The sequence below is a fragment of the Streptococcus cristatus genome (assembly GCF_001578775.1).
GTDB classification, from domain to species: domain Bacteria; phylum Bacillota; class Bacilli; order Lactobacillales; family Streptococcaceae; genus Streptococcus; species Streptococcus cristatus_A.
This window is the reverse complement of record NZ_KQ969062.1, coordinates 1,370,066-1,393,560: the sequence shown is the minus strand read 5'-3', so window position 1 is coordinate 1,393,560 and position 23,495 is coordinate 1,370,066. Positions and strand designations below refer to the sequence as shown.

Sequence of the window (23,495 nt, the reverse complement as noted above, 5' to 3'; positions counted from 1 at the left end):
GTAGCTTTTTTAGGACCCAAGGGATCTTTTTCCCACCATGTTGCCCAAGAAGCCTTTCCCCAAGCAGACTTGGTGCCCTACCAAAATATCACAGAAGTGATGAAGGCCTATGAAGGGAAAGAGGTGGATTATTCAGTTGTTCCCGTGGAAAATTCGATTGAAGGAAGTGTCCATGAGACCTTAGACTATCTTTTCCATCAGGCTGAGATCCAAGCAGTGGCAGAGATTGTTCAGCCCATTAAGCAGCAGCTATTGGCGACAAGTTTGGACAAGCCTATTGAGAAAGTCTTTTCCCATCCTCAGGCGCTTGCTCAGGGAAAAGGCTATATTCGCCAGCATTATCCAGAAGCAGCAATTGAAATTACAGCTAGTACAGCCTATGCGGCTCGCTTTGTAGCAGAGCATCCTGACCAACCTTTTGCGGCTATTGCACCGCGGACTGCGGCAGTTGAGTATGGTCTGCAAGTGGTGGCTCAGGATATTCAGGAAATGGAGGAAAATTTCACTCGTTTCTGGATTTTAGGACAAACCACCCCAGCTCTTAAGCTTGTAAAGCAAGAGGAAAAGCAGAGTTTGGCTCTGACTTTACCAGATAATCTGCCCGGTGCATTGTATAAGGCACTATCAACCTTTGCCTGGCGCGGTATTGACCTGACAAAGATTGAAAGTCGCCCTCTTAAAACAGCCCTAGGGGAATATTTCTTTATTATTGATATTGATAATGAACGGAAAGAATTAGTGGATTTCGCTTACCAAGAGCTTACTACACTTGGTATCACATTTAAAATTCTAGGAAGTTATCCCGTTTTTCAAATTCAGGATTATAGATTGGAGCAGAGATGAGAGAAACAGAAAATCTGAGTCGACACGAGCAGTTAAGGCTGGATTATCTCCATACAAACTATTACTATCTTAACGAACACGAAAAAGAGGAGTATAATTACCTCCGCCAAAAGTCGAAAGGACGGCCAGATGCTGCGCAAAAGGCGTCTACCAAGCAGACCGTGCAGGCTTTATCAGAAGATCCGATGACGGATTCATCCGGTTTGTTACCCAAATACCCGGGTAAAGGTTCTCTTAGCAGAAGTCAAAAGAATTCCCGTGCTTCTTTAAAGCAAGAAGCGAAAAAATCAACTCAGAAAACTCCGAGAACCTACAAAAAAATTCGTCCGAAGCGCGTGCTGATGTGGCTCCTCATTTTTGTGCTTTTGGTTGTTTCTGGCATGCTCTTTATGTTTTTCAAAGGCTTAAATACAGCGAGACCAGGAAATCTTAAAGCGGCTGATGTTGAGTACTTTGATGGTCATGATGCTCGAGATGGGATCAATATTCTTGTTTTAGGGACGGATGGCCGAATTGGAGAAAATTCAACGGAGACTCGGACCGATTCAATTATGGTTTTAAACGTTGGCAATAAAGACCATAAAATGAAGTTGGTTAGCTTTATGCGAGATACCCTGATTCATATTGACGGTGTCAGCAATTCCTACACGGAGCCGACGGATGATGATTATTATGATCAAAAATTGAACTCCGCCTATACTTTTGGTGAACAAGACAATCATCGTGGAGCTGAGGCAGTGCGTCAAGCTTTGAAAGATAACTTCGATATTGACATTAAATACTATGCTCTAGTGGACTTTAACACCTTTGCGACTGCAATTGACACCCTCTTTCCAAATGGTGTATTCATGGATGCTAAATTTTCGACCATTGATGGCGAAAAAGTCACAGAAGTGGAAGTTCCAGATGATTTAAACATGAAGGATGGAGTGGTTCCTACTCAAACCATCAAAGTTGGTCGTCAGCACATGGATGGTCGGACGCTCTTAAACTATGCCCGTTTCCGTAAGGACGATGAGGGTGACTTTGGACGTACACGCCGCCAGCAAGAAGTCTTGACTGCTATCATGCAGCAGATAAAAGACCCTACGAAGCTTTTTACAGGATCTGAAGCATTAGGAAAAGTTTTTGCCTTGACCTCGACCAATGTACCTCAGAGTTTTATTTGGTCACAAGGCTTATCCTTGGTGCTTGATTCACGCAATGGGATAGAGCGCCTCACTATACCAGAACTAGGTGACTGGACGGATACCTATGATATGTATGGTGGACAAGGACTCTTGATTGATTTTGAAGCCTATAAAGAAAGATTGAAACAAATGGGCTTAAGATAGGGCTCTTATGATATAATGGGAAGTGGCAGATTTTGTCTCTTCCCTTTCTTTTTGGAAAATAGCAGAGCAGAAATGTGAACATATTTTCCAATAGGAAGAAAGAAATAAACAGTAGAAATCCTGTGATTCCCTGCTTTAGTATCATTGCAGTTGAGCGCAGGATGGATTAGAAAGTAAAGAAATGTTAAAAAAGAACGATATTATTGAAGTAGAAATTGTAGATCTCAGTCATGAGGGAGCGGGTGTGGCCAAGGTAGACGGCCGCGTCTTTTTCGTTGAAAATGCCTTGCCGAGTGAAGTGATTCGCATGCGTGTCCTCAAGGTCAATAAAAAAATCGGCTTTGGCCGAGTTGAGGAATTTGTGAAGAAGTCTGACCAGCGCAATGAGCATGTCGATTTGGCCTATCTGCGGACTGGAATTGCTGATTTAGGACACTTAGCCTACCCAGCCCAGCTAGCTTTTAAAGGCAAGCAAGTGCAGGACTGTCTCTATAAAATTGCTGGCATTTCAGATGTAGAAGTGCTGGAAACACTGGGCATGGATCAGCCACTGGCCTACCGTAACAAAGCTCAAGTGCCAGTCCGTCGTGTCAATGGCCAGCTGGAAACTGGCTTTTTTCGTAAAAATTCCCATGACCTCCTGCCGATTGAGGACTTTTATATTCAGGATCCAGTTATCGACCAAGTCATCGTTTTTGTACGTGACTTGCTTCGTCGTTTTGATTTAAAACCTTATGATGAAAAGGAAGGTACTGGCCTGATCCGGAACCTTGTTGTGCGACGTGGTCACTATTCAGGACAAATCATGGTTATTTTGGTAACAACTCGTCCTAAAATTTTCCGAGTGGAGCAGCTGGTTGAACGTTTGACAGAAGCTTTCCCAGCTATCAAGTCTATCATGCAAAATATCAATGACCAGCCAGGCAATGCCATTTTCGGTCGGGAATTTCGGACACTCTATGGCCAAGACTTCATCACTGACAGCATGCTGGGCAAGCAATTCCAGATTGCTGCGCCAGCCTTTTACCAAGTCAATACTGAGATGGCAGAGAAGCTGTATCAGACGGCCTTTGACTTTGCTGATTTTAAAAAAGAGGATATTGTGCTGGATGCCTACTCGGGCATTGGCACCATTGGTCTGTCGCTGGCTGACCGAGTCCAGCAGGTCTATGGAGTCGAGGTCATTCCTGAGGCCGTGGAAAATAGTCAGCGCAACGCAGAACTCAACGGTATCACCAATGCCAGCTATGTTTGCGCCCCTGCAGAAAAAGCCATCCAAACTTGGCTGGATCAGGGGATCAAGGCGGATGACATCCTAGTCGATCCGCCGCGTAAGGGCCTGACAGAAAGCTTTATCACTTCCAGTGTCAGCATGGAGCCCCAGCGGATTGTCTACATCTCCTGCAATCCTGCCACCATGGCGCGTGATATCAAACTTTATCAAGAACTGGGCTACGAACTGAAGAAAGTCCAGCCAGTGGACTTATTTCCGCAGACGCATCACGTCGAGTGTGTAGCTCTGCTCGTGAAAGCATAGAAACCTTTTAGCGAAAGGTTTTACGAACTTACTGGAAACAGTGCCCCTTTAGTCTTAGTGGGGATGTATCAAAGTAACTGCTTTAGTTTAAGTAGTTACTTTGATATTAGTGGATTGATGTAAGATAATGTCATTTATTTCCATAGACGGGCTTTTGGGATTTTTATAATCGTTTAGACGGTCTATTATTTATAAGAGGTAGATTATGGTATAATGGAAAAAGAAAATTATTGGACGCTAACTTGAAACCTATTCTCAAATATCGCGGTGGTAAATCAAAAGAAATAAAGTATTTTGAAAAACTAATCCCCAAATTTAATCGTTATGTAGAACCATTCATGGGGGGAGGAGGTGTATATTTTTATCTTGAACCAGAGAACGCCTTATTGAATGATATAAATAAAAGACTTATTAACTTTTACCAAGGTATTCAAAAAGATTACCAAATTATTCGAAAAGAGCTCGCCTTTCTTGGAAAAGAATATGCTAGAATATCGTTGCAAAAAATACCGGATAACCAAATTAGTACATATAAAGATTTATGCATAGTAGTGCATGCAAGGTCATTTGGGTTAGATAGAGATACAGTTGTTCAGAGTTTGAATAGAGAGGGTATTCCAACAAGAAATTATTTTTCTCCTCCTATACATAAAATGGATTGTTATTCTGAATACAATGATCTTGTTTTAGAAAATACTGAAAATATTTCCAAAAATATAATTTGTTTACCTATGCATCCATTTCTAACGTATGCAGATATCGAAATGATAGTTAATATTTTAAGAAACATTCATATCAATGCTGAAGAGATAAAGAAACGGGTGATACAAGATGCTTAACACACCAACAGAAAATTACGTGTCAACAATTCGAAAAAAGATAGGTAATGACTTGCTTATTTTAGTAGGTTCAAATGTTATTATTGAAAATGAACTAGATCAAGTGTTGCTTCAAAAACGTTCTTCAGGAACATGGGGATTGCCAGGTGGATTATTGGAAGTAGGAGAGACACTTGAACAAACGGCAATTAGGGAAGTATTTGAGGAGACAGGATTAACAATTGAAGAATTGAAGTTAATTCATACTTTTTCAGGGCAGGATTATCATTTTGTTCTGCAAAACAAAGATGAAATATATGTAGTTACCTCTTTATACAAAGCGATTAATTATACAGGAGAATTGAATGTAAGTTCAGAAGAAACGCTGGAGTTAAAATATTTCAATTATAACTCCCTTCCTTATAACATTGAACAAGAATATCTTGATTATATAAACTATTATAGAGGACTAAAATGATTGACAAAAAAGAAATATTTATTTTTGATTTTGATAATACTATTATTGAATCACTCCCTCTTTGTTTTAGTTGCTTCAGGATAGTGTTTGAAAAATATAAAAATATCAAAATGAGTGATTCGGATATTGAATCATTATTTGGAGGTAGTGAGGAAGATATTATAAGGAGCCATGTAGAAGAAAAATATGCTGATGAAGCAGTCGAATTATTTTACATTCTTTATGAAAATTTACACGATCATTTTATTGTTCAAAATAAAGTATTTGAAAATATTACTTTGCTATTAAAAAAATTAAATTATAAAGGAAAAAGACTTGCTGTTTTTACTGGTAAGGGGCGAAAAAGTATACAAATAAGTATGAAGAAATTAGAATTAGAAAAATATTTTAATTACATTGTATCTGATGATGATGTTGCTAATTCTAAACCTGATAGTGAAGGAATTTTGAAGATACTTGACCATTATAATGCAACTCCCTCAGATGCGATATTCTTTGGTGATTCAGATGCAGATATTATCTCAGCCAAAAAAGCAAATGTACTAGCTGTTGGTGTCAATTGGTATAAAACAAGAAAATTTACTATTTCTCCTGATATAATATCTAAGAATCCATTAGATATTATATACTCCTGTTGCTAGTTGATTTGACTTAACAAAAAAGCCCATTTGGTGTACACTGCAAGTGAAGAAAAATAGCAGGGAGGTAAACCAAATGGACATTTTCCATTATACACCGAATCGCCATCACCTTCAACTCAGTATGCCGCAGCTTCGTAAAGTCTGCCGTGACTTATATCAAAAAGTCGCTCCTGATTAGTTGATCCACCGCAAGAATGTAGAGCAATGCAAGGTTTCGAATGTTTCTGTTTTAACCTTGATGCAATTTCAGGCAGAAATTGGGATGAAGTCACAGCGAAAGTTTTATCAATTTATCCGAAATTTCTTCGGATTCAGGGATTGGAGAGAAGCCGCTTCTATCGCCGTGTTCATTATCTGATGCCCCTGCTTCAGCTGATTTGCCTCTATTTCAATCAGCTGGATTTTGATGAATTAGTCATTATCGACAGCTTTCCAGTCCTCTTGTGTCAGCCGGTTAGAAATCATCAGGCCAAGGTCTTGAATGAGGTGGCCAACATCGGCTACTGCGCTTCCAAAAACATGTGGTTCTATGGTTTTAAAATTTATCTGGCGGTGACAGAGTCGGGCTATATTTTGGATTACTTGGTTACGCCTGTCTCGGTCCATGATATTCAGGTGGCAGAAGAGTTGCTGGATGCCATCCCCTATTCTCCTGTTTTAGCGGATTTGGGCTACTTGAGTAAGGAACTGAAAAAACGATTGGAAGCCAAGGGAATAGACTTTTTGACGCCGATTCGTAAAAATATGAAAGGAGCAGCTGAGCACAACAATCCTGCTATCCTGGCAATCCGAAGGACCATCGAAACTCGGATCTCTGTCCTAAATGCATTGTTTAACATTGAGCATCCGCTTGCTCGCTCTTTAGCAGGTTTGCAATTAGAGATCGAACGGGCTATTTTGGTCTATAATTTAGGATTTTTTATCAACTAGCAACACGGGTATTATATATGATAGATTTTGATTTTAAAGGAGGATTTATGAATTTAAAAGGTATAATCTTCGATATGGATGGAGTTATAGTTGATACAGAGTACCAAGATTTTCTAATACAGAAAGATTTTATCAAACACCTTAATCCAAAATCTAGTTACGAAGATACTGAGCTATTGGTATTAGTTGGTAAATCATATTTTAATCTTTATAGGCTTTTACAGCAATTTATTGAGAAACAATATGATATAAAAACTATAGAAAAAGAATATGCTTCTTTTAGTGATGAGAGATATGAAAAAATTGATTATTCTTTACTTTTTAGAAAAGAAATTCTAAAAATTATTGACTATGCATTGAAAAACGGAATCAAATTAGCTGTAGCATCATCATCAAAATATGAGCATATTAATGAAGTTTTAGAAAGGTGTGACATAAAAAAATATTTTGATGTCATCGTTAGCGGAGAGAATTTTGTAGAAAGTAAGCCAAATCCGTCTATCTATTTAACAACGCTACATAAGTTAGAATTGCAAGCAGAACAATGTATTGCAATTGAAGATTCATACTCTGGAATTGAATCTTCAACTAGCGCCGGAATTGCAACTATTGGTTATTATGATAGCCGATTACCATTTTTTAATGACAAAGCGCAATGGAAAGTTGAAAATATGAAAGAAGTTTTACAAATAATAGAATCACAGAGTCTTTGAGTTGAAAGGCGATGAGGTTCTTGAGGACGTTAGAAAGAAATAAACTTGTTTCATAACGAAAATTGAGGTAGAACTTATCAGGACTCTGCCTTTTTAGGCTCTTTTCTACCATTTGTCAAGTCTGTCAAGGCTTTAAGTAAAAAAATGAGATAAGACAGTAGCTATTCTGAGGTTACTGTCTTATTTCTAATACTTTTTGATCCATAAAAGGGCATGCTAAAAAAACATCTCATGTTGAGGCGGTATCACTGCTTGTACAAGCTGATTAAACATGGGTGTAGTTAGTGAAAGTCCTACAGTAAGGAGTTTAAACATGAAATTCCATGAATTTGGTGATAAGAATTTGCCTCCTATTTTACTGATACATGGTGGTGGCAGTTCTTGGTGGAATTATCTACGTCAAGCACGAATCTTGTCAAAAGAATACCGTATTATTCTACCCACTTTGAATGGCCACGGCGAGGAATATCAACTTGATTATGTTTCCACTGAAGATTCTGCTTTGGAGATTCTAGACTATATCAAAGCAAACTGTGGTGGGAAATTGTTTGCAATCGGTGGTGTTTCACTTGGTGGTCAAATTGCCATGGAGCTTTTGTCTTTAGACAGTGAAATTGCTGAGAAGGCCATCATAGATGGAAGCCTCTGTATTCCTCAACCAAGGTTAGCTAAAATCAACATCTTTCTAGTGTCTCTATTTGGTAAACTGATGTTCAATAAATTCTCTTGCAAACTTCAGTTAAGCGTGATGAACAAACTCTATCCTAAACTGGCTTATCCAGAGGAAATAAAAGCTTATTATTTGGAGGATTTGCCAAGGACCCCTGTCAAAACATTGGTGACCATTTACAAAAACTATATGGGATGTTACAAGCTGAAAGATATGATTTCTGCTAGCAAGGCTCAGGTTCTGTATATCTATGGTGAAAAAGAATTGAATTGTGTGAAAGAATCAGCGAAATTATTTCATCAGCTACATTCAAATACAATTTTGTATGAAGCAAAGGGCTATAACCACGGCTATTTATCAGCTTACCTGCCTTATGAGTGGATTGATTTGGTAGTGCCATTTTTAAAGAGTGACTCATTAGAAATGTGTAACGAATCTGATATGCCATAAGGAGGAAACGGATGCTAGGAGCAATAGTTGGAGACATTGTAGGTTCAGTATACGAATGGAACAATATCAAAACGAAGGATTTTCCTTTATTTCGTGAGGATTGTTTTTTCACGGATGATACGGTAAGTCCGAACCGCTGAGTGTTTGAGTTTGTTAGTGAAACATAGTTAATCCTCAAACTAAAGAAACTAAAACTCCATTATTTAGAAATGAAAACCTAAACTGTTTTAAGGAGCTAAAATATTGATAGAAAGCAGACCTGGGTTTGATAAAATCACATCCTTTGATGAATTTAATAAATACTATTGGTATCGTGATGAACTTTCACAGATATGCAAGTCATTAGGACTTGAATATAAAGGTACAAAACAAGAACTCAATGATATTATTGAGCAGTATTTTAAGGGAATTTTGATTAAAAAATCATCAATAAAAAGGAAAAAGAAACACGTAGAAGTCGTTGCTTTAGATACGCCCTTACTTGAATGCGGATTCTCCTTTAATGCACACTTTAGAGAATATTTCTCAACTTTAACTGATGTTTCACCCTTTAAATTTACTGCTGATATGGCTACTGCTTGGAGAAAAGTCAAAAGAGAACATGATTTGAGATTTACAATTCAAGATATGCTAAAAGTTTATTATGGAAATTCAGATTATGCCAAGTATGACCATTCGGTTTGTCAATGGAATCAGTTTTTAAAGGATTTCTGTGCAGACGAAAATAGTGCCAACTACTCGAATAAACTAAAAGTAGCTTCTATTCTTTGGAAAGAAGTTAGAAATTCAAGTAATGAAAAAATTTATTCAAAAAAACTTTTGACTGAATATGCTGATAGAATAGACGAGTATGAAAAGTAGAAATGTCAGTCTCAACCAATAGTTTGTAAGGAGGAATACCATGCTAGGAGCAATTGTTGGAGACATTGTGGGTTCAGTTTACGAATGGGACAATATTAAAACGAAAGACTTTCCATTATTTCGTGAGAATTGTTTTTTCACTGATGATACGGTTGAATTTACTTGATATAATAGAGTTAGATATAAGAAGAGCTTGATGGTTGAAATATTGAAAGTAAAAACAGAAAACAAGTTCATAAGTTGGCAAGCAAATTGATTTGATGAGAAATCTCGGTCTAGTTGGCCAGATATAACTTCAAGCTACCTCCTCTTGTTCGTTCTATCATTTAAAATATTTCCAATGCTAGATGGATGTGATAACAAGTGATTCATTTTAGAAATTATCAAAAAAATAATGAAATTTTTTTAATAGCTTTAAATCCAATATTTATCAATTTAGAATGAACAGTATATTTCTCTTAAACTATATGTCGTCAGATGAATAAAGTTTGATAAGATTTTACAATTTGTTATAATGTTAGCTATAAAATGATGTGAAAGGGTATGAAAGATGACAACTGTGATAAAAAAGGTTCTAGCTTCAACCTTGAAAGAATTGATGGAAGAAAAGTCACTAAGCAAAATCACTATCAATGATTTAACCCAATCTTGCGGTGTTAGTCGCCAAACTTTTTATAATAATTTCAGAGATATCTATGATTTGGTAGAATGGATTTATCTTCAGGATACTGAAATTTCGGTGGGGAAAGATGTAACTTATGATAATTGGCAAGATGTTCTTGCTTCTATTTTTCAATATATTGCTGATAATCGGAGTTTTGTACTGAATACCTATCGCTCATTTGGAAAGGAATATTTAGAAAAATTCTTAAATCAAGAAGTAGAACGTTTTTTGACAAATCTCATTTTTCAGGAAATCCAGGTTACGGGTGAAGAAGCACAACAAGTCGAGTTTTCAATTTCATTTTATACTTATGCTCTGGTCGGTATTGGTTTAGATTGGATTGAAAAACAGATGCCTAGCACTGCCGATGAATTAGTTGAAAAGATTGAAAGAGTTATGTTGGGGAGCATTATTTCAAATTTTTAAACCAAAATTAAAATATTACTTTACAAATTAGGGTGTTTGTCTAACCTTTTGACAAACACCCTAATTTGTAAATTGTATTATTTTTTGATTAGATTTATAGTAATAGCATAGTAAATAAAACATCATTTATGGAGGCTATATTATGTACTATTCAAATGGAAATTACGAAGCATTTGCTCGCCCTAAAAAACCACAAGGCGTTGATCAAAAATCAGCTTACTTAGTTGGTTCAGGACTTGCATCCTTATCAGCCGCTGCTTTCTTAGTCAGAGACGGCCAAATGAAAGGAGAAAACATTCATATTTTAGAAGAACTTCCACTTGCAGGAGGAAGCTTAGACGGAATCTTAAACCCAACACGCGGATTCATTATTCGTGGAGGTCGTGAAATGGAAGACCACTTCGAATGTTTATGGGACTTATTCAGATCAATCCCTTCACTAGAAGTCGAAGATGCCTCTGTGTTAGATGAGTTCTACTGGCTTAACAAAGAAGACCCTAACTTCTCAAAATGTCGTGTGATTGAAAACAAAGGACAACGCATTCCGGATGATGGCCAATTCACTTTAAGCGATAAGTCAAGCGAAGAAATGGTGAAATTATATATGACCTCCGAATCTGAATTACAAGGGCTAAAAATTACCGATGTATTCAGTGAAGAATTCTTCGAATCAAACTTCTGGACTTACTGGGCTAGCATGTTTGCTTTTGAAAAATGGCATTCAGCGATTGAAATGCGCCGTTACATTTTACGTTTCATTCACCATATCGATGGTCTACCTGACTTATCTGCTTTGAAATTTACGAAATACAACCAATACGAATCACTCGTTTTACCACTCGTGAACTACTTGAAAAAACATAATGTTCAATTCGAGTATGATACAGTCGTTAAAAATGTGATTGTTGAACACGTTGGAAGCGACATGATTGCTAAAGAACTTGTGTTAGAAGTAGGTGGCGTTTTAGAAACACGCAATCTTACAGAAAACGACTTAGTATTCGTGACAAACGGTAGTATTACTGCTGCAACAACATACGGGGATAACAATACTCCAGCTCCAATTTCAAAAGAATTAGGTGGATCATGGAGCTTATGGAAAAACTTAGCGAAACAAGATGAACGCTTCGGACATCCAGAAGTATTCTGTGAAAACTTGCCAGACCAAAGCTGGTTTGTTTCAGCTACAACAACTGTAAAAGATAAACGTATCGCTGAATACATTCAAAAAATCTCAAAACGTGATCCTTATGCTGGAAAAGTGGTGACAGGAGGAATCGTAACAGTTCGCGACTCAAACTGGATGATGAGCTACACATTAAACCGTCAACCACACTTTAAAGCACAAAGTAAAGATGAATTAGTCGTATGGATTTACGGTTTATATTCAGGAATCAAAGGAAACTATGTGGAAAAACCAATTGAAGAATGTACAGGGATTGAAATTGCCGAGGAATGGTTATACCACATGGGTGTTCCAGAAGAATTGATTCATGAATTTGCTAGCGAAGGATGCAACACAGTGCCTTGCTACATGCCTTATATCACAAGCTACTTCATGGCACGTAAAGATGGCGACCGTCCGCTCGTTGTTCCAAATGGCTCTAAGAATATTGCCTTCATTGGTAACTTCGCTGAAACTCCTCGCGATACAGTGTTTACAACAGAATATTCTGTTCGTACAGCGATGGAAGCTGTATATACATTGCTTGATGTCGATCGTGGTGTACCAGAAGTGTTCGCTTCAGCTTACGATTTACGCGTTCTTACAAAATCAACAAGCCGCTTGATGGACGGCAAGAAATTAGCCGATGTAAAAGTTCCGTTCTTAGTGAAACTATTTGAAAAACGTGCTGCGAAGAAAATCAAGGGAACATTTATTGAGGAACTACTTAAAGATGCTGATTTAATTTAGTTGATATAAATTGGTATAATCATTGAGATAATAGGATACGAGAAAGGGCTCAAATGTAGAGTTTTTTCTCGTGTTTTTATTTTAGAATTGGAATTTTGAGCGAAAATCATAAACCGTTTTTTTATAAAATTTTGTTAGAGTTAGAGAAGTTCGAATGATCAGTAATTGAAAATTATATTCTGATTTTAATAAATTTCAATGAAAATATAGAAATTAATACAATCAGTATTCTTGATAAAAGAAATATATCTACTAAAGATTTTACTGGCTATATTTACATAATGAGCACAAAAGAAAATATTGAATCGATTAGAAAATCAGAATTTAATATCAATAATGATTCTTTTCAAGATGTTAAAAAAGGGTCTGAGCATGATTTCAATATTCGTTATAATAGTAAGACATTTTTTTCGGTAAAACAGATAAAAGTTGAATCAGTTAGTTCAGTGAATATTTCTTCAAATTATTCAGAAAATATTTTATTGGTTTTAAGAGAAGAAAAATGATAAGAAATAACTTAAGTTTGACCTATATCAATCTTGGATTTCATTTAAGTAAATCCCAGTTTGTCGAGGTAATACCTTTTAACGACAATCTTGTGCTATCGTTAAAAGGTTTATAGACATGTTTCTACATAAATACAGGTTCACTTGACATACTTAGTGTTCACTTATTTCATGTTTAGGCGGTATCACTGCTTGTACGAGCAGATTTTTCAGCTAAGTAGAAGAGATATTCCTCTCATGGACAACAGCGAATTGCTGAGTGTGCAACTTTGATTGTGAAACCCTAGAAACCTTTTGGAGAAAGTTTTTTAAGTCTTGAATTGTGCACTTAATTTGACAATTCAAGACAAAAGAATAACCATGTCGCCCTACTAACGTTAAGGAGAAATATTTATGCTTGATTTTGCTAAAATAGATAAAAAGTCTGTATATACTACAATCATTGGTTTGTTTCTAATGGCAGTATTGTCTTTGACAAAGATAATACCTGAACTTTCTTTATCAGGTCTCACCGTACTGATTGGTACTCTCTTTTTCTTTGTTATTGAATTTTTGGAGAAAAAAAGACATATAGAGTCGGGATTACGTTTTAAATCATTTTTCAATGATTTGAAAAAACAAGGAGTAATTCTTTTGGTTTTACTCCCGATAGGAACCGCTGTAGCAACGTTAATTATTGGCGATTTGGTATTTAAGGGTGCATTCACCAGTCATATTGTTGGAAGAACGGATTCTATGTTATCTTTCGATAAAATACCACTCCTTATGGTTCAAGTAATAATTGCGGCTTTAGGAGAAGAAATCGCATGGCGAGGTTTCTTTCTTGGCAAGTCAATGACAATTCTTCCATTCTGGCTTTGTGCTATTGTGTCGTCTTTATTGTTTGCAGTAGCCCATATTGCTAGTGGAAGTTTTGAACTTGTTAGTTATGATGTTTTGATGATTTTTATTGATAGTATCATCTATTCCGTTATTTATAAAAAGACTAAAAATTGTTTGATTACAACTTTATCGCATATTCTAGCCAATACAACAGGTATTGTTTTTCTAATGTTTCATATGTAAAATATCTACTTAACTATGGACTTCACTTTAGGATAGAGACGATAACTGTCGCATACATTTCTTGCGTAATATAGTTCATGTAAGTATAGAGTAAGCTTCTTAAAAAATCTAATTAGTAAAAGCCTTGGCCTCAAGGCTTTTTACTATATCCCCCAAACAACACCTTGCATTCATTTTTTTAAAGTGATATACTAGGGCTAGGTTTTGAAATCGTTTGCACAAAGTTGAGATGAGTTTATAAAGAGAAATCTAGGAGAGAAAATATGGAATTGTCAGCTATTTATCACAGGCCAGAGTCGGAGCATGCTTATCTTTATAAAGATAAGACAATGCACATTCGCATTTGGACGAAGAGGGGAGATATTGAAAGTATAACCTTGCATTATGGAGATCCTTTTATTTTTATGGAGGACCATTATGAAGAGAGTAAGGAAATGGTCAAAGTCACCTCCGATGCTTTGTTTGATTATTGGCAGGTGGAGATTTCAGTCGGCTATGCGCGACTCCAGTATCTCTTTGAGGTTAAAGATAAGCAAGGTCAGAGTATTTTGTATGGCGATAAGGGATGTGTTGCAAACACGCTAGAAAATCTTCATTATGAAGGAAATGGATTTAAAATTCCTTATATCCACGAGATTGATGCTTGTCATGTACCTGACTGGGTTTCAAAGACAGTCTGGTATCAGATTTTCCCAGAAAGATTTGCCAATGGAAATCCTGAACTTTCACCGAAAGGTGCACGAGCTTGGGATTCCGCTATTGCTCCTCAAAGAGACGATTTCTTTGGTGGTGATTTACAAGGGATTATGGATCATCTGGATTACTTGCAGGACTTGGGTATTACAGGCCTTTATCTCTGTCCTATCTTTGAATCCCCGAGCAATCATAAGTACAATACGACGGATTATTTCGAAATTGACCATCATTTTGGAGATAAGGAAACTTTCCGTAAACTGGTGGATGAGGCCCATCAGAGAGGCATGAAAATCATGCTGGACGCTGTTTTCAACCATATCGGAGACCAATCTCCACAGTGGAGGGATGTCCTTAAACACGGTGAAAATTCCGTTTATAAAGATTGGTTCCATGTTCAAGAGTTCCCAGTAACCAAGGATAAGCTTGGCAATCCTCGAAAGCTCCCTTACCATACCTTTGCCTTTGAGAGATATATGCCAAAGCTCAATACGGCCAATTCTCAAGTGAGGGACTATTTGTTGAGCGTTGCGACCTACTGGATTGAAGAGTTTGATATCGATGCATGGCGCTTGGATGTGGCTAATGAAGTGGACCACCAATTTTGGAGGGATTTCCGTAAGGCTGTCTTGGCTAAAAAGCCTGATCTTTATATTCTTGGGGAAGTCTGGCACACGTCTCAGCCTTGGCTAAATGGCGATGAATTCCACGCGGTCATGAACTATCCTCTCTCTGACAGTATTAAGGATTATTTCTTGCGTGGGGTTAAGAAGACCAGTCAATTCATCGATGAGATCAATAGCCAGTCTATGTACTACAAGCAGCAGATTTCAGAAGTGATGTTCAATCTTCTGGATTCGCACGATACGGAGCGTATTCTAGCCACTGCCAAGGGAGATGTTCAACTCGTTAAGTCTGCCCTTGCCTGCCTCTTTTTACAAAGGGGGACACCGTGTTTCTACTATGGAACTGAGCTAGAATTAGATGGAGGGCCAGACCCAGATTGTCGTCGTGTCATGCCTTGGGAACGTGTTTCCAGTGACAATGACATGCTTCAGTTCATGAAGAAATTGATTCAGCTTCGCAAGAGTGTTTCAGAAATTATCCAGCATGGAAAATATAGTCTAGAAGAAATCAAACCTGATGTGCTGTCTCTGGAATGGGATTATGATGGGCAAAAGGTCCGAGCAATTTTTAACCAATCCAAGGAGAATTACCTGTTAGACAGCGATTCGGCTGCTTTAACAAGTCATTGCCAAATCTCGAATGGTCAGCTTCAAATCTTATCAAAAGGCTTTGCGATTTTTGTGGAAGATTTGCAAACTGAGGCAAATTAATTTTTGGAAATTTGACTTAAGTACTTGTCAGAGTTACTCGAATTTCAAAAATACCAATTGATTAATAGTCTATTCAAAATGACTGCATTTTTATCAACTGCAGTCATTTTTTATGGCTTAAGGAAGTTTCTATCCAAGATAGATTTTTCCTTTCTGTTTTTCAATATTTCTTGATATAATAACAAGAGGAATTATTTGAAGATGAATATAGGAAAAATGTAAAAAGGACGAAAGAATGAAGAAAGTAAAAAAGATTATGTTGATGAGTGCCTGCACTTTGGCAATTCTTGGCTTAGCTGCATGTGGGAAGGCGCAAAAGCAATCAAACGGCAGTCAAGAGAATCCAACAGTTGGTCAGACTAGCTCAGAAAAATACCCATGGAAGGCGACTTATTCAAATCTAAATAGTCAAAAAAGTGTCGAAGAAGTTAAGAGTCTGTTGGCTGCCGACTTGGATAAGGCCAGTGTCGATAACTTTGTCAATTTAGTCAATGACTACAATGGACTTGTTGGTTCTACTGGATTAACGGGCGATTTCACTAAATTTACCAAAACTGAATATGATGTAGAAAAAATCAATCCTCTATGGCAGGCAAAGAAGGGCGATTTTATCGGGACAAATTGTCGGATCAATACTTATACTCTGCTAAAAAATAGCATCGAAATCCCTCAAATATCAAAGGACGACGAACTCTTGTTCATCGATAATGACTCGATTGACAAGGGCAAGCTCTTTGATGCCAAGGACAAGGAAGAATTTAATATCCTATTTTCAAGAGTCAAGACTGAAGCGACTCAAGATGTCAAGGTACATGCTAAGAAGATGGAGGAATACTTCAAACAGTTCAAGTTTAACGAAAAGGCTCGGATGCTTTCTGTCATCGTCCACGACAATCTTGACGGTGATTCTCTCTTTGTAGGGCATGTCGGAGTCTTGGTTCCAGATAAAGACGGCTATCTGTTTGTCGAAAAGCTGACCTTTGAAGAGCCATACCAGGCCATCAAGTTTGAGACCAAGGAAGATGTCTACAAATACCTGCAGACAAAATATAAAGACTACACAGGAGAAGGATTGGCCAAGCCCTTTATCATGGACAATGATAAGTGGGTAGAGGGGAAATAGAATTTCGAGCTAGTTAAGTTTTATGTAAACTCTAGTTAAGGGAAGGACATAAAAATGGATAAAAAACAGACATATTTTTCGATTGCCCTTACTCTTATCGGTTTTCTACTTGTGGAATCAAGTATCTATATCATACCCTATATTGAAGGATTAAAAGAACTAGAAATAGTTGTTTTTGTAATTGGAATTCTTGTTTTACTAGGTGTCATCATCTTATTAGCAAAGACTAAGAGGCATAATGATTAAAGAGCAGTACTTACGAATAAAAGATTTAGAAATTATTTTATGGGAATTTATTGGTCATAAAGTAGAGGAATTGTCCTTCTTCAAAGCATTATCTGAGAATTTAAACTATCTTAATAGAGAAAAGCTAGATATGGTTGATTCATCCGAAATTCAGGATAGCGAAGGTCTTACTATCTTAGACTTGCAGCAGAATGATAGGGAATTGTTCATTCGCTTTGAAATGGACTTTAAACTAATGGGCTGGGCATCTGCTAGCAATGACTATGCAGCCTATATCCAAGCGACTCTTGTTGGAAGTTATCAAGTTGACTTGAAAGCAGAGCTTGCTTTTTCTGACAAGAATGTAAATTCTCTCACTATAGCTCAATTATTAGAATGTGGCGAAAAATTGATTTCAGATTTAGAATTCCACTACCGAGATGTTGAAGGTTCTGAACACTATGGATGATGAAACCTTCTTAAACGAACAAGTGATAATTGCCTAAATCATCAGTCCTATGACTAGGACTAGTCGGGATTACAGATAAAAATTTTTTCAATAACGTTAAAAATATGTCCTTATGGACAAGAAAGGAGTCGGTTATGACAAATGAACTGAACAAAGAAATTTTTACCAGTATAGTTGAACTGCTAACTGAGGACAGCTCTGTCCGTTCTGCTATAGAAGCTTGTCTTGCCTCACCGTGGGACTACTTTGATGAAAATATCGATCGCTATGACGATCGTGGGATAGAGGACGATGAATCAGAAGATACCATCGTTTGGATCGGGATTGCGGATGAGTTAATTGAGAGTGGTAATGCTATTGAGCTGGATTGGAAGGCTGAGTTAGAAGACTTCACCTATTTCATGAAAGAATTAGCAGATCAAAAGAATCTCCCACTGCAAGATGAGTGGCTAGATGAAGATGGAGACATCCCATCATGGTGCAAGGTCTTGGATGAAAAATGGGAGGAAGCAGGCTGCTGCCTCGGAGCAATGGACATTGATAGCGACAGCTATGTCATGTTTGTCTGTCGCAGGGAGACTTTGACTGAACTGATTCAATTAGGTCAAAAGGTTGGGTTCCGTTTGGATTTTGCAAAGAATATGTAAATATCATATTTAAAAGGGTGAACCAATCCTGATGATACAAGGGAAGCCTGAGACAGCTGGGAAAAGTATCCCGCTGGTTCAGGTTTCCTTTTTTCGCTTATGCTTTGAAGGATGTAGCAGATGAAGCAGATTGCTTCGCCTTTTTTTCTTTTTGTGTTAAGCTAAGATTAGCAAACTGAAAGGTTTTTCCGATGTATCTAGCAGACTTAATGGAAAAGAGCGAAGCGGGGCAGTTTATTGTCCTGTCTTATTTACAGCAGCATTCTACATCCAGTTTGAAGGACGTTATGTCTGAAATCGGTTTCTCGAAAGCAACCTTGACCAAGTACATTAGCTTGATTAACGACAAGGCTATGGACCATCATACATCCTTATCCATCCAGCTTCAAGACGAAACGCTCAGTCTGTCTATTGGATCTGATACCAAGGGACGGGACATTCGCAGACTCTTTTTAAACAATGCTGTCAAATACCAGATTTTAGACTACCTGCTCTATCATCAGCAGTTTTTAGCCCATCAGTTGGCTCAGGAGCTGATGATTAGCGAAGCGACCCTTGGCCGCCATATATCTGGTCTAAATCAGATTTTATCAGAGTTTGAGCTATCTATCCAAAATGGCCGCTTGAAAGGTCCTGAGCACCAAATCCGCTATTTTTATTTCTGCCTCTTTTGCAAGGTTTGGTCCAGTCAAGATTGGGAAAAGGAACTTCAAAAATCAGAAAGAAGGCAGGAAGTTACCGTCTTAGAAGAACTCTGCGGAGCCCAGCTCTCTCAAGGGCAGCGATTGGACTTGGCCCTTTGGGCGCATATTACCCAACAGCGCCTAAGAGTCAATGCCTGTCAATTTCAAAACATTGAGCAGAAAATGCAGGGCTATTTTGAGAATATCTTCTACCAGCGCTTGCATCGCCGGACGAATGATTTCTTTGCCGGACAGCACATCACTCTAAGTCTCGAAGATGGCGAAATGATGATTTTCTTTTCATTTCTGCTTTCCCATCGGATTTTACCCTTGCACACCATGGAATATATACTGGGCTTTGGCGGTGAAATTGCCAGTCTGATTACGCAACTCATTCAAGAGATGAAGGGCCAGGACTTGCTAGGGGATTACATCGAAGACCAAGTGACCTACGAACTCAGTCAGCTCTGCGCCCGCGTCTTTCTTTTCCGAGGCTACCTCTTGCAAGACAAATACAAGCATGACTTGGAATTGCGCCATCCTTACTTATGGAGCGAAGACGATTATAGACAAGTGGCAGACACTATTTTTAGCAAACTGCCTATTTTCCAGCAGGGAACATCTCTGGATAAAAAGGTGCTGTGGGATTGGCTCCAGCTGATGGAGTACATTGCTGAAAACGACGGTCAAGTCATCAAGATAGGCATGGACTTGACAGATAGCTTTATCGTTGTTTCCAGGATGACAGCCATTTTAAGGCGGTACTTAGAGTACAATCGTTTTATTACGATTGAATCCTACGACCTTACCAGAAATTACGATCTCATCATCACCAACAATCCCATTCATCAGACCCAGCAGGCTCCCATCTATTATTTAAAAAATGACTTGGATTTGGAAGATTTGGCTCAAATCCGTCACATGATATTTCATTAAGAAACTTGGAGAAATCCAGGTTTCTTTGTGATTTTCGCACAATCTCCTCAGATTTTTTTAAAATTTAAAAAAAGTTGATAAAAAAGAAAGCGTTTTATTTTATATACTAGTTACTGTAGAGGAAACATCCTCAAGATTTTTACTAGGAGGACAGTTCATGTCACAAGAAAAATACATCATGGCCATCGACCAAGGAACTACTAGTTCCCGCGCCATCATCTTTAACAAAAAAGGAGAAAAAGTTAGCTCCAGTCAAAAAGAATTTACTCAGATTTTCCCTCAAGCAGGTTGGGTTGAGCATAATGCCAACGAAATTTGGAACTCTGTTCAATCCGTTATCGCCGGTGCCTTCATCGAAAGCGGTGTAAAACCCAACCAAATCGAAGCTATAGGAATCACCAACCAGCGTGAAACAACTGTCGTCTGGGATAAGAATACTGGTCTTCCTATCTACAATGCTATCGTTTGGCAATCTCGCCAGACTGCTCCTCTGGCTGAACAGCTGAAAAGCCTAGGCTACGTAGAAAAATTCCACGAAAAGACTGGTTTGATCATTGACGCTTACTTCTCTGCTACCAAGGTACGCTGGATTTTGGATCATGTAGAGGGTGCACAAGAAAGAGCTGAGAAGGGCGAATTGCTCTTTGGTACCATTGATACCTGGTTGGTTTGGAAATTGACTGATGGTGCATCTCACGTGACCGACTACTCAAATGCAGCCCGTACCATGCTCTATAACATCAAGGAACTCAAATGGGATGACGAAATTTTGGAAATTCTCAACATTCCGAAGGCTATGCTTCCTGAAGTTCGTTCTAACTCAGAAATCTATGGTAAGACTGCTCCATTCCACTTCTACGGCGGAGAAGTTCCAATCTCTGGTATGGCTGGTGACCAGCAGGCAGCTCTCTTTGGACAGTTAGCTTTTGAACCTGGTATGGTCAAGAATACTTACGGAACAGGTTCATTCATCATCATGAACACTGGTGAAGAGATGCAGTTGTCTGAAAACAACCTTTTGACAACCATCGGATATGGTATCAACGGCAAAGTTTACTATGCCCTAGAAGGTTCTATTTTCATTGCCGGAAGTGCTATTCAATGGCTGCGCGACGGTCTTCGGATGGTTGAAAATTCACCAGAATCTGAAAAATATGCTCTCAATTCTCGCAACAATGACGAAGTCTATGTTGTACCTGCCTTTACAGGTCTGGGCGCTCCCTACTGGGATCAAAATGCCCGTGGATCTGTCTTTGGCTTGACCCGCGGAACCAGCAAGGAAGACTTTATCAAGGCTACTCTGCAATCCATCGCTTACCAAGTACGCGACATCATCGATACCATGCAGGTTGACGCTAAGACAGCTATTCAAGTCCTCAAAGTCGACGGCGGTGCTGCTATGAACAACTTCCTCATGCAGTTCCAGGCTGACATTTTGGGAATCGATATTGCCCGTGCTAAAAACTTAGAAACAACTGCTCTCGGTGCAGCCTTCTTGGCAGGACTGTCAGTAGGCTACTGGAAAGACTTGGACGAACTCCGCACTCTCAATGAAACTGGAGAACTCTTTGAACCATCTATGAATGAATCCCGCAAGGAACAACTCTACAAAGGATGGAAAAAAGCCGTTAAGGCAACCCAAGTCTTTGCGGAAATCGACGACTAATACTGAAAGAATAACGCGACTAAGTTAGAAAGTGTGTAAATATGGAATTTTCAAAGAAAACACGTGAATTATCGATAAAAAAAATGCAGGAACGCACCTTGGACCTCCTGATTATTGGTGGGGGGATTACCGGTGCTGGAGTAGCCTTGCAAGCAGCAGCTAGTGGTCTTGAAACTGGTCTGATTGAAATGCAGGACTTTGCAGAAGGGACTTCTAGCCGTTCTACCAAACTGGTCCATGGTGGTCTTCGTTACCTCAAACAATTCGACGTAGAAGTGGTCTCAGATACAGTTTCTGAGCGTGCTGTGGTCCAGCAAATTGCCCCTCACATTCCAAAACCGGATCCAATGCTCTTGCCAGTTTACGATGAGGATGGAGCGACATTTAGCCTCTTCCGTCTTAAAGTGGCTATGGACTTGTACGACCTTCTGGCTGGTGTCAACAACACACCAGCTGCTAACAAGGTCTTGAGCAAGGAAGAAGTGCTCGAACGGGAACCTGAACTCAAGAAGGAAGGCCTGGTCGGTGGCGGTGTCTATCTTGACTTCCGCAATAACGACGCACGCCTCGTAATTGAAAATATCAAACGCGCCAACCAAGACGGTGCCCTGATTGCCAACCATGTCAAGGCAGAAGGCTTCCTCTTTGATGAAGCTGGAAAGATTACAGGCGTTGTTGCGCGTGACCTCTTGACAGATGAAGTCTTTGAAATCAAGGCACGCCTAGTCATCAACACAACTGGACCTTGGAGCGACAAGGTGCGCAGTCTGTCAAATAACGGTGAGCAATACTCACAAATGCGTCCAACCAAGGGTGTTCACCTGGTAGTTGACTCTAGCAAGATCAAGGTTTCTCAGCCAGTCTACTTTGATACAGGCTTGGGAGACGGCCGGATGGTCTTTGTTCTTCCACGTGAAAATAAAACCTACTTTGGTACGACTGACACTGACTACACTGGTGACTTAGAGCATCCAAAAGTAACACAAGAAGATGTGGATTACCTCTTGGGAATTGTCAATAATCGCTTCCCAGAAGCAAAGATCACGATTGATGACATCGAAAGTAGCTGGGCAGGTCTGCGTCCTTTGATCGCAGGAAACAGCGCTTCTGACTACAACGGCGGAAACAACGGTACTATTAGCGACGAAAGCTTCAATGCACTGATTGCGACTGTTGAAAGCTACCTGGCTAAAGAAAAATCCCGTGAGGATGTTGAAGCAGCTGTTACAAAACTCGAAAGCAGCACGTCTGAAAAACACTTGGATCCATCTGCAGTGTCTCGCGGTTCCAGCCTGGAACGTGATAACAATGGTCTCTTGACTCTTGCTGGCGGTAAAATCACAGACTATCGTAAGATGGCTGAAGGCGCTATGGAGCGTGTCGTTGAAATCCTCAAAGCCGAATTCGACCGCAGCTTCAAGCTCATCAACTCTAAGACCTATCCTGTTTCAGGTGGAGAGCTCAATCCAGCAAATGTGGATTCCGAAATCGAAGCCTTTGCGCAACTTGGTGTTTCACGCGGATTGGACAGCAAAGAAGCCTTCTATCTTGCCAACCTTTATGGCTCCAATGTTCCTAAAGTCTATGCCCTCGCTCACAGCATCGAGCAAGCGCCAGGACTTAGCCTAACGGATACCTTGTCACTCCATTATGCGATGCGCAATGAATTAGCACTCAGCCCAGTGGACTTCCTGCTTCGCCGGACAAACCACATGCTCTTTATGCGGGATAGCTTAGATGCGATTGTAGAGCCAGTTCTGGATGAAATGGGACGATTCTACGATTGGACAGAAGAAGAAAAAGCAGCCTATCGAAATGACCTAGAAGCTGCCCTTGCGAATAATGATTTAGCAGAATTGAAATAA

22 protein-coding genes and 2 pseudogenes are annotated in these 23,495 nt (G+C 38.9%); all 24 read left to right on the top strand.

All coding sequences use genetic code 11. The annotated features are described in order from the left end of the window. Positions 1–843, top strand: an 843-nt coding sequence (gene pheA / locus SCRDD08_RS06930) for a prephenate dehydratase (protein ID WP_061423278.1), incomplete at its 5' end; no start/stop codon positions are given. Next, complete coding sequence (locus SCRDD08_RS06925; RefSeq protein WP_061422988.1) at positions 840–2,177, top strand: LCP family protein; 1,338 nt, start codon at positions 840–842, stop codon at positions 2,175–2,177. The genes pheA and SCRDD08_RS06925, both read left to right, overlap by 4 nt. Before the next feature lie 181 nt (positions 2,178–2,358). Then, positions 2,359–3,714 (top strand): 23S rRNA (uracil(1939)-C(5))-methyltransferase RlmD, encoded by a 1,356-nt coding sequence (rlmD, locus tag SCRDD08_RS06920; protein WP_061422987.1) that lies wholly within the window; start codon positions 2,359–2,361, stop codon positions 3,712–3,714. Between the two features lie 242 nt (positions 3,715–3,956). Next, positions 3,957–4,553: a DNA adenine methylase gene (locus SCRDD08_RS06915; protein WP_081104289.1), complete on the top strand. Its 597-nt coding sequence runs from the start codon at positions 3,957–3,959 to the stop codon at positions 4,551–4,553. Positions 4,554–4,572: 19 nt separating this feature from the next. Beyond that, positions 4,573–5,010: an NUDIX hydrolase gene (locus SCRDD08_RS06910; protein ID WP_231089350.1), complete on the top strand. Its 438-nt coding sequence runs from the start codon at positions 4,573–4,575 to the stop codon at positions 5,008–5,010. After that, positions 5,007–5,651 carry an HAD family hydrolase gene (locus SCRDD08_RS06905; protein WP_061422984.1) on the top strand — a complete coding sequence of 215 codons (645 nt, stop codon included), beginning with the start codon at positions 5,007–5,009 and terminating at the stop codon, positions 5,649–5,651. Before SCRDD08_RS06910 ends, SCRDD08_RS06905 begins: the two co-directional genes overlap by 4 nt. 73 nt (positions 5,652–5,724) lie before the next feature. Further along, a pseudogene (locus SCRDD08_RS06900) lies at positions 5,725–6,581 on the top strand (IS982 family transposase). 47 nt (positions 6,582–6,628) lie between these two features. Continuing rightward, positions 6,629–7,294, top strand: coding sequence for an HAD family hydrolase (locus tag SCRDD08_RS06895; RefSeq protein WP_061422983.1), 666 nt, complete (start codon positions 6,629–6,631; stop codon positions 7,292–7,294). Positions 7,295–7,607: 313 nt separating this feature from the next. Next, complete coding sequence (locus SCRDD08_RS06890; RefSeq protein ID WP_061422982.1) at positions 7,608–8,414, top strand: alpha/beta hydrolase; 807 nt, start codon at positions 7,608–7,610, stop codon at positions 8,412–8,414. 11 nt (positions 8,415–8,425) lie between these two features. Continuing rightward, positions 8,426–8,554 (top strand): ADP-ribosylglycohydrolase, encoded by a 129-nt coding sequence (locus SCRDD08_RS11970; protein WP_080937013.1) that lies wholly within the window; start codon positions 8,426–8,428, stop codon positions 8,552–8,554. 103 nt (positions 8,555–8,657) lie between these two features. Then, positions 8,658–9,275 carry an SAP domain-containing protein gene (locus tag SCRDD08_RS06885; RefSeq protein WP_061422981.1) on the top strand — a complete coding sequence of 206 codons (618 nt, stop codon included), beginning with the start codon at positions 8,658–8,660 and terminating at the stop codon, positions 9,273–9,275. A gap of 40 nt (positions 9,276–9,315) precedes the next feature. Next, a pseudogene (locus SCRDD08_RS11070) lies at positions 9,316–9,429 on the top strand (ADP-ribosylglycohydrolase family protein); the annotation flags it as partial. 396 nt (positions 9,430–9,825) lie between these two features. Then, the gene (locus SCRDD08_RS06880; protein WP_061422980.1) at positions 9,826–10,365 is read left to right on the top strand and encodes a TetR/AcrR family transcriptional regulator C-terminal domain-containing protein; all 540 of its coding nucleotides are present in this window, start codon (positions 9,826–9,828) and stop codon (positions 10,363–10,365) included. Positions 10,366–10,507: 142 nt separating this feature from the next. Next, positions 10,508–12,280, top strand: a complete 1,773-nt coding sequence (locus SCRDD08_RS06875; RefSeq protein ID WP_061422979.1) for an oleate hydratase — start codon at positions 10,508–10,510, stop codon at positions 12,278–12,280. A gap of 281 nt (positions 12,281–12,561) precedes the next feature. Continuing rightward, positions 12,562–12,786, top strand: a complete 225-nt coding sequence (locus tag SCRDD08_RS11965) for a hypothetical protein (RefSeq protein ID WP_231089349.1) — start codon at positions 12,562–12,564, stop codon at positions 12,784–12,786. Positions 12,787–13,179: 393 nt separating this feature from the next. Next, on the top strand, positions 13,180–13,851 hold the full coding sequence (locus SCRDD08_RS06865) for a CPBP family intramembrane glutamic endopeptidase (RefSeq protein ID WP_061422978.1): 672 nt from the start codon (positions 13,180–13,182) through the stop codon (positions 13,849–13,851). A 263-nt stretch (positions 13,852–14,114) separates the two neighbouring features. Next, the gene (locus tag SCRDD08_RS06860) at positions 14,115–15,881 is read left to right on the top strand and encodes a glycoside hydrolase family 13 protein (RefSeq protein WP_061422977.1); all 1,767 of its coding nucleotides are present in this window, start codon (positions 14,115–14,117) and stop codon (positions 15,879–15,881) included. A gap of 235 nt (positions 15,882–16,116) precedes the next feature. Next, positions 16,117–17,004 carry a DUF4300 family protein gene (locus SCRDD08_RS06855; protein WP_061422976.1) on the top strand — a complete coding sequence of 296 codons (888 nt, stop codon included), beginning with the start codon at positions 16,117–16,119 and terminating at the stop codon, positions 17,002–17,004. 54 nt (positions 17,005–17,058) lie between these two features. Beyond that, complete coding sequence (locus tag SCRDD08_RS06850) at positions 17,059–17,250, top strand: hypothetical protein (RefSeq protein WP_061422975.1); 192 nt, start codon at positions 17,059–17,061, stop codon at positions 17,248–17,250. After that, the gene (locus SCRDD08_RS06845; RefSeq protein WP_061422974.1) at positions 17,243–17,698 is read left to right on the top strand and encodes a hypothetical protein; all 456 of its coding nucleotides are present in this window, start codon (positions 17,243–17,245) and stop codon (positions 17,696–17,698) included. The genes SCRDD08_RS06850 and SCRDD08_RS06845 overlap by 8 nt, the downstream gene beginning before the upstream one ends. A 134-nt stretch (positions 17,699–17,832) precedes the next feature. Beyond that, positions 17,833–18,345, top strand: a complete 513-nt coding sequence (locus tag SCRDD08_RS06840; RefSeq protein WP_061422973.1) for a DUF6630 family protein — start codon at positions 17,833–17,835, stop codon at positions 18,343–18,345. A gap of 191 nt (positions 18,346–18,536) precedes the next feature. After that, entirely contained in the window at positions 18,537–19,964 is a 1,428-nt protein-coding gene (locus tag SCRDD08_RS06835; protein WP_061422972.1) for an AcpB/EbpR/MafR family transcriptional regulator, read from the top strand. Between the two features lie 157 nt (positions 19,965–20,121). Further along, on the top strand, positions 20,122–21,630 hold the full coding sequence (gene glpK / locus SCRDD08_RS06830) for a glycerol kinase GlpK (protein WP_061422971.1): 1,509 nt from the start codon (positions 20,122–20,124) through the stop codon (positions 21,628–21,630). A 41-nt stretch (positions 21,631–21,671) separates the two neighbouring features. After that, complete coding sequence (gene glpO / locus SCRDD08_RS06825) at positions 21,672–23,495, top strand: type 1 glycerol-3-phosphate oxidase (protein WP_061422970.1); 1,824 nt, start codon at positions 21,672–21,674, stop codon at positions 23,493–23,495.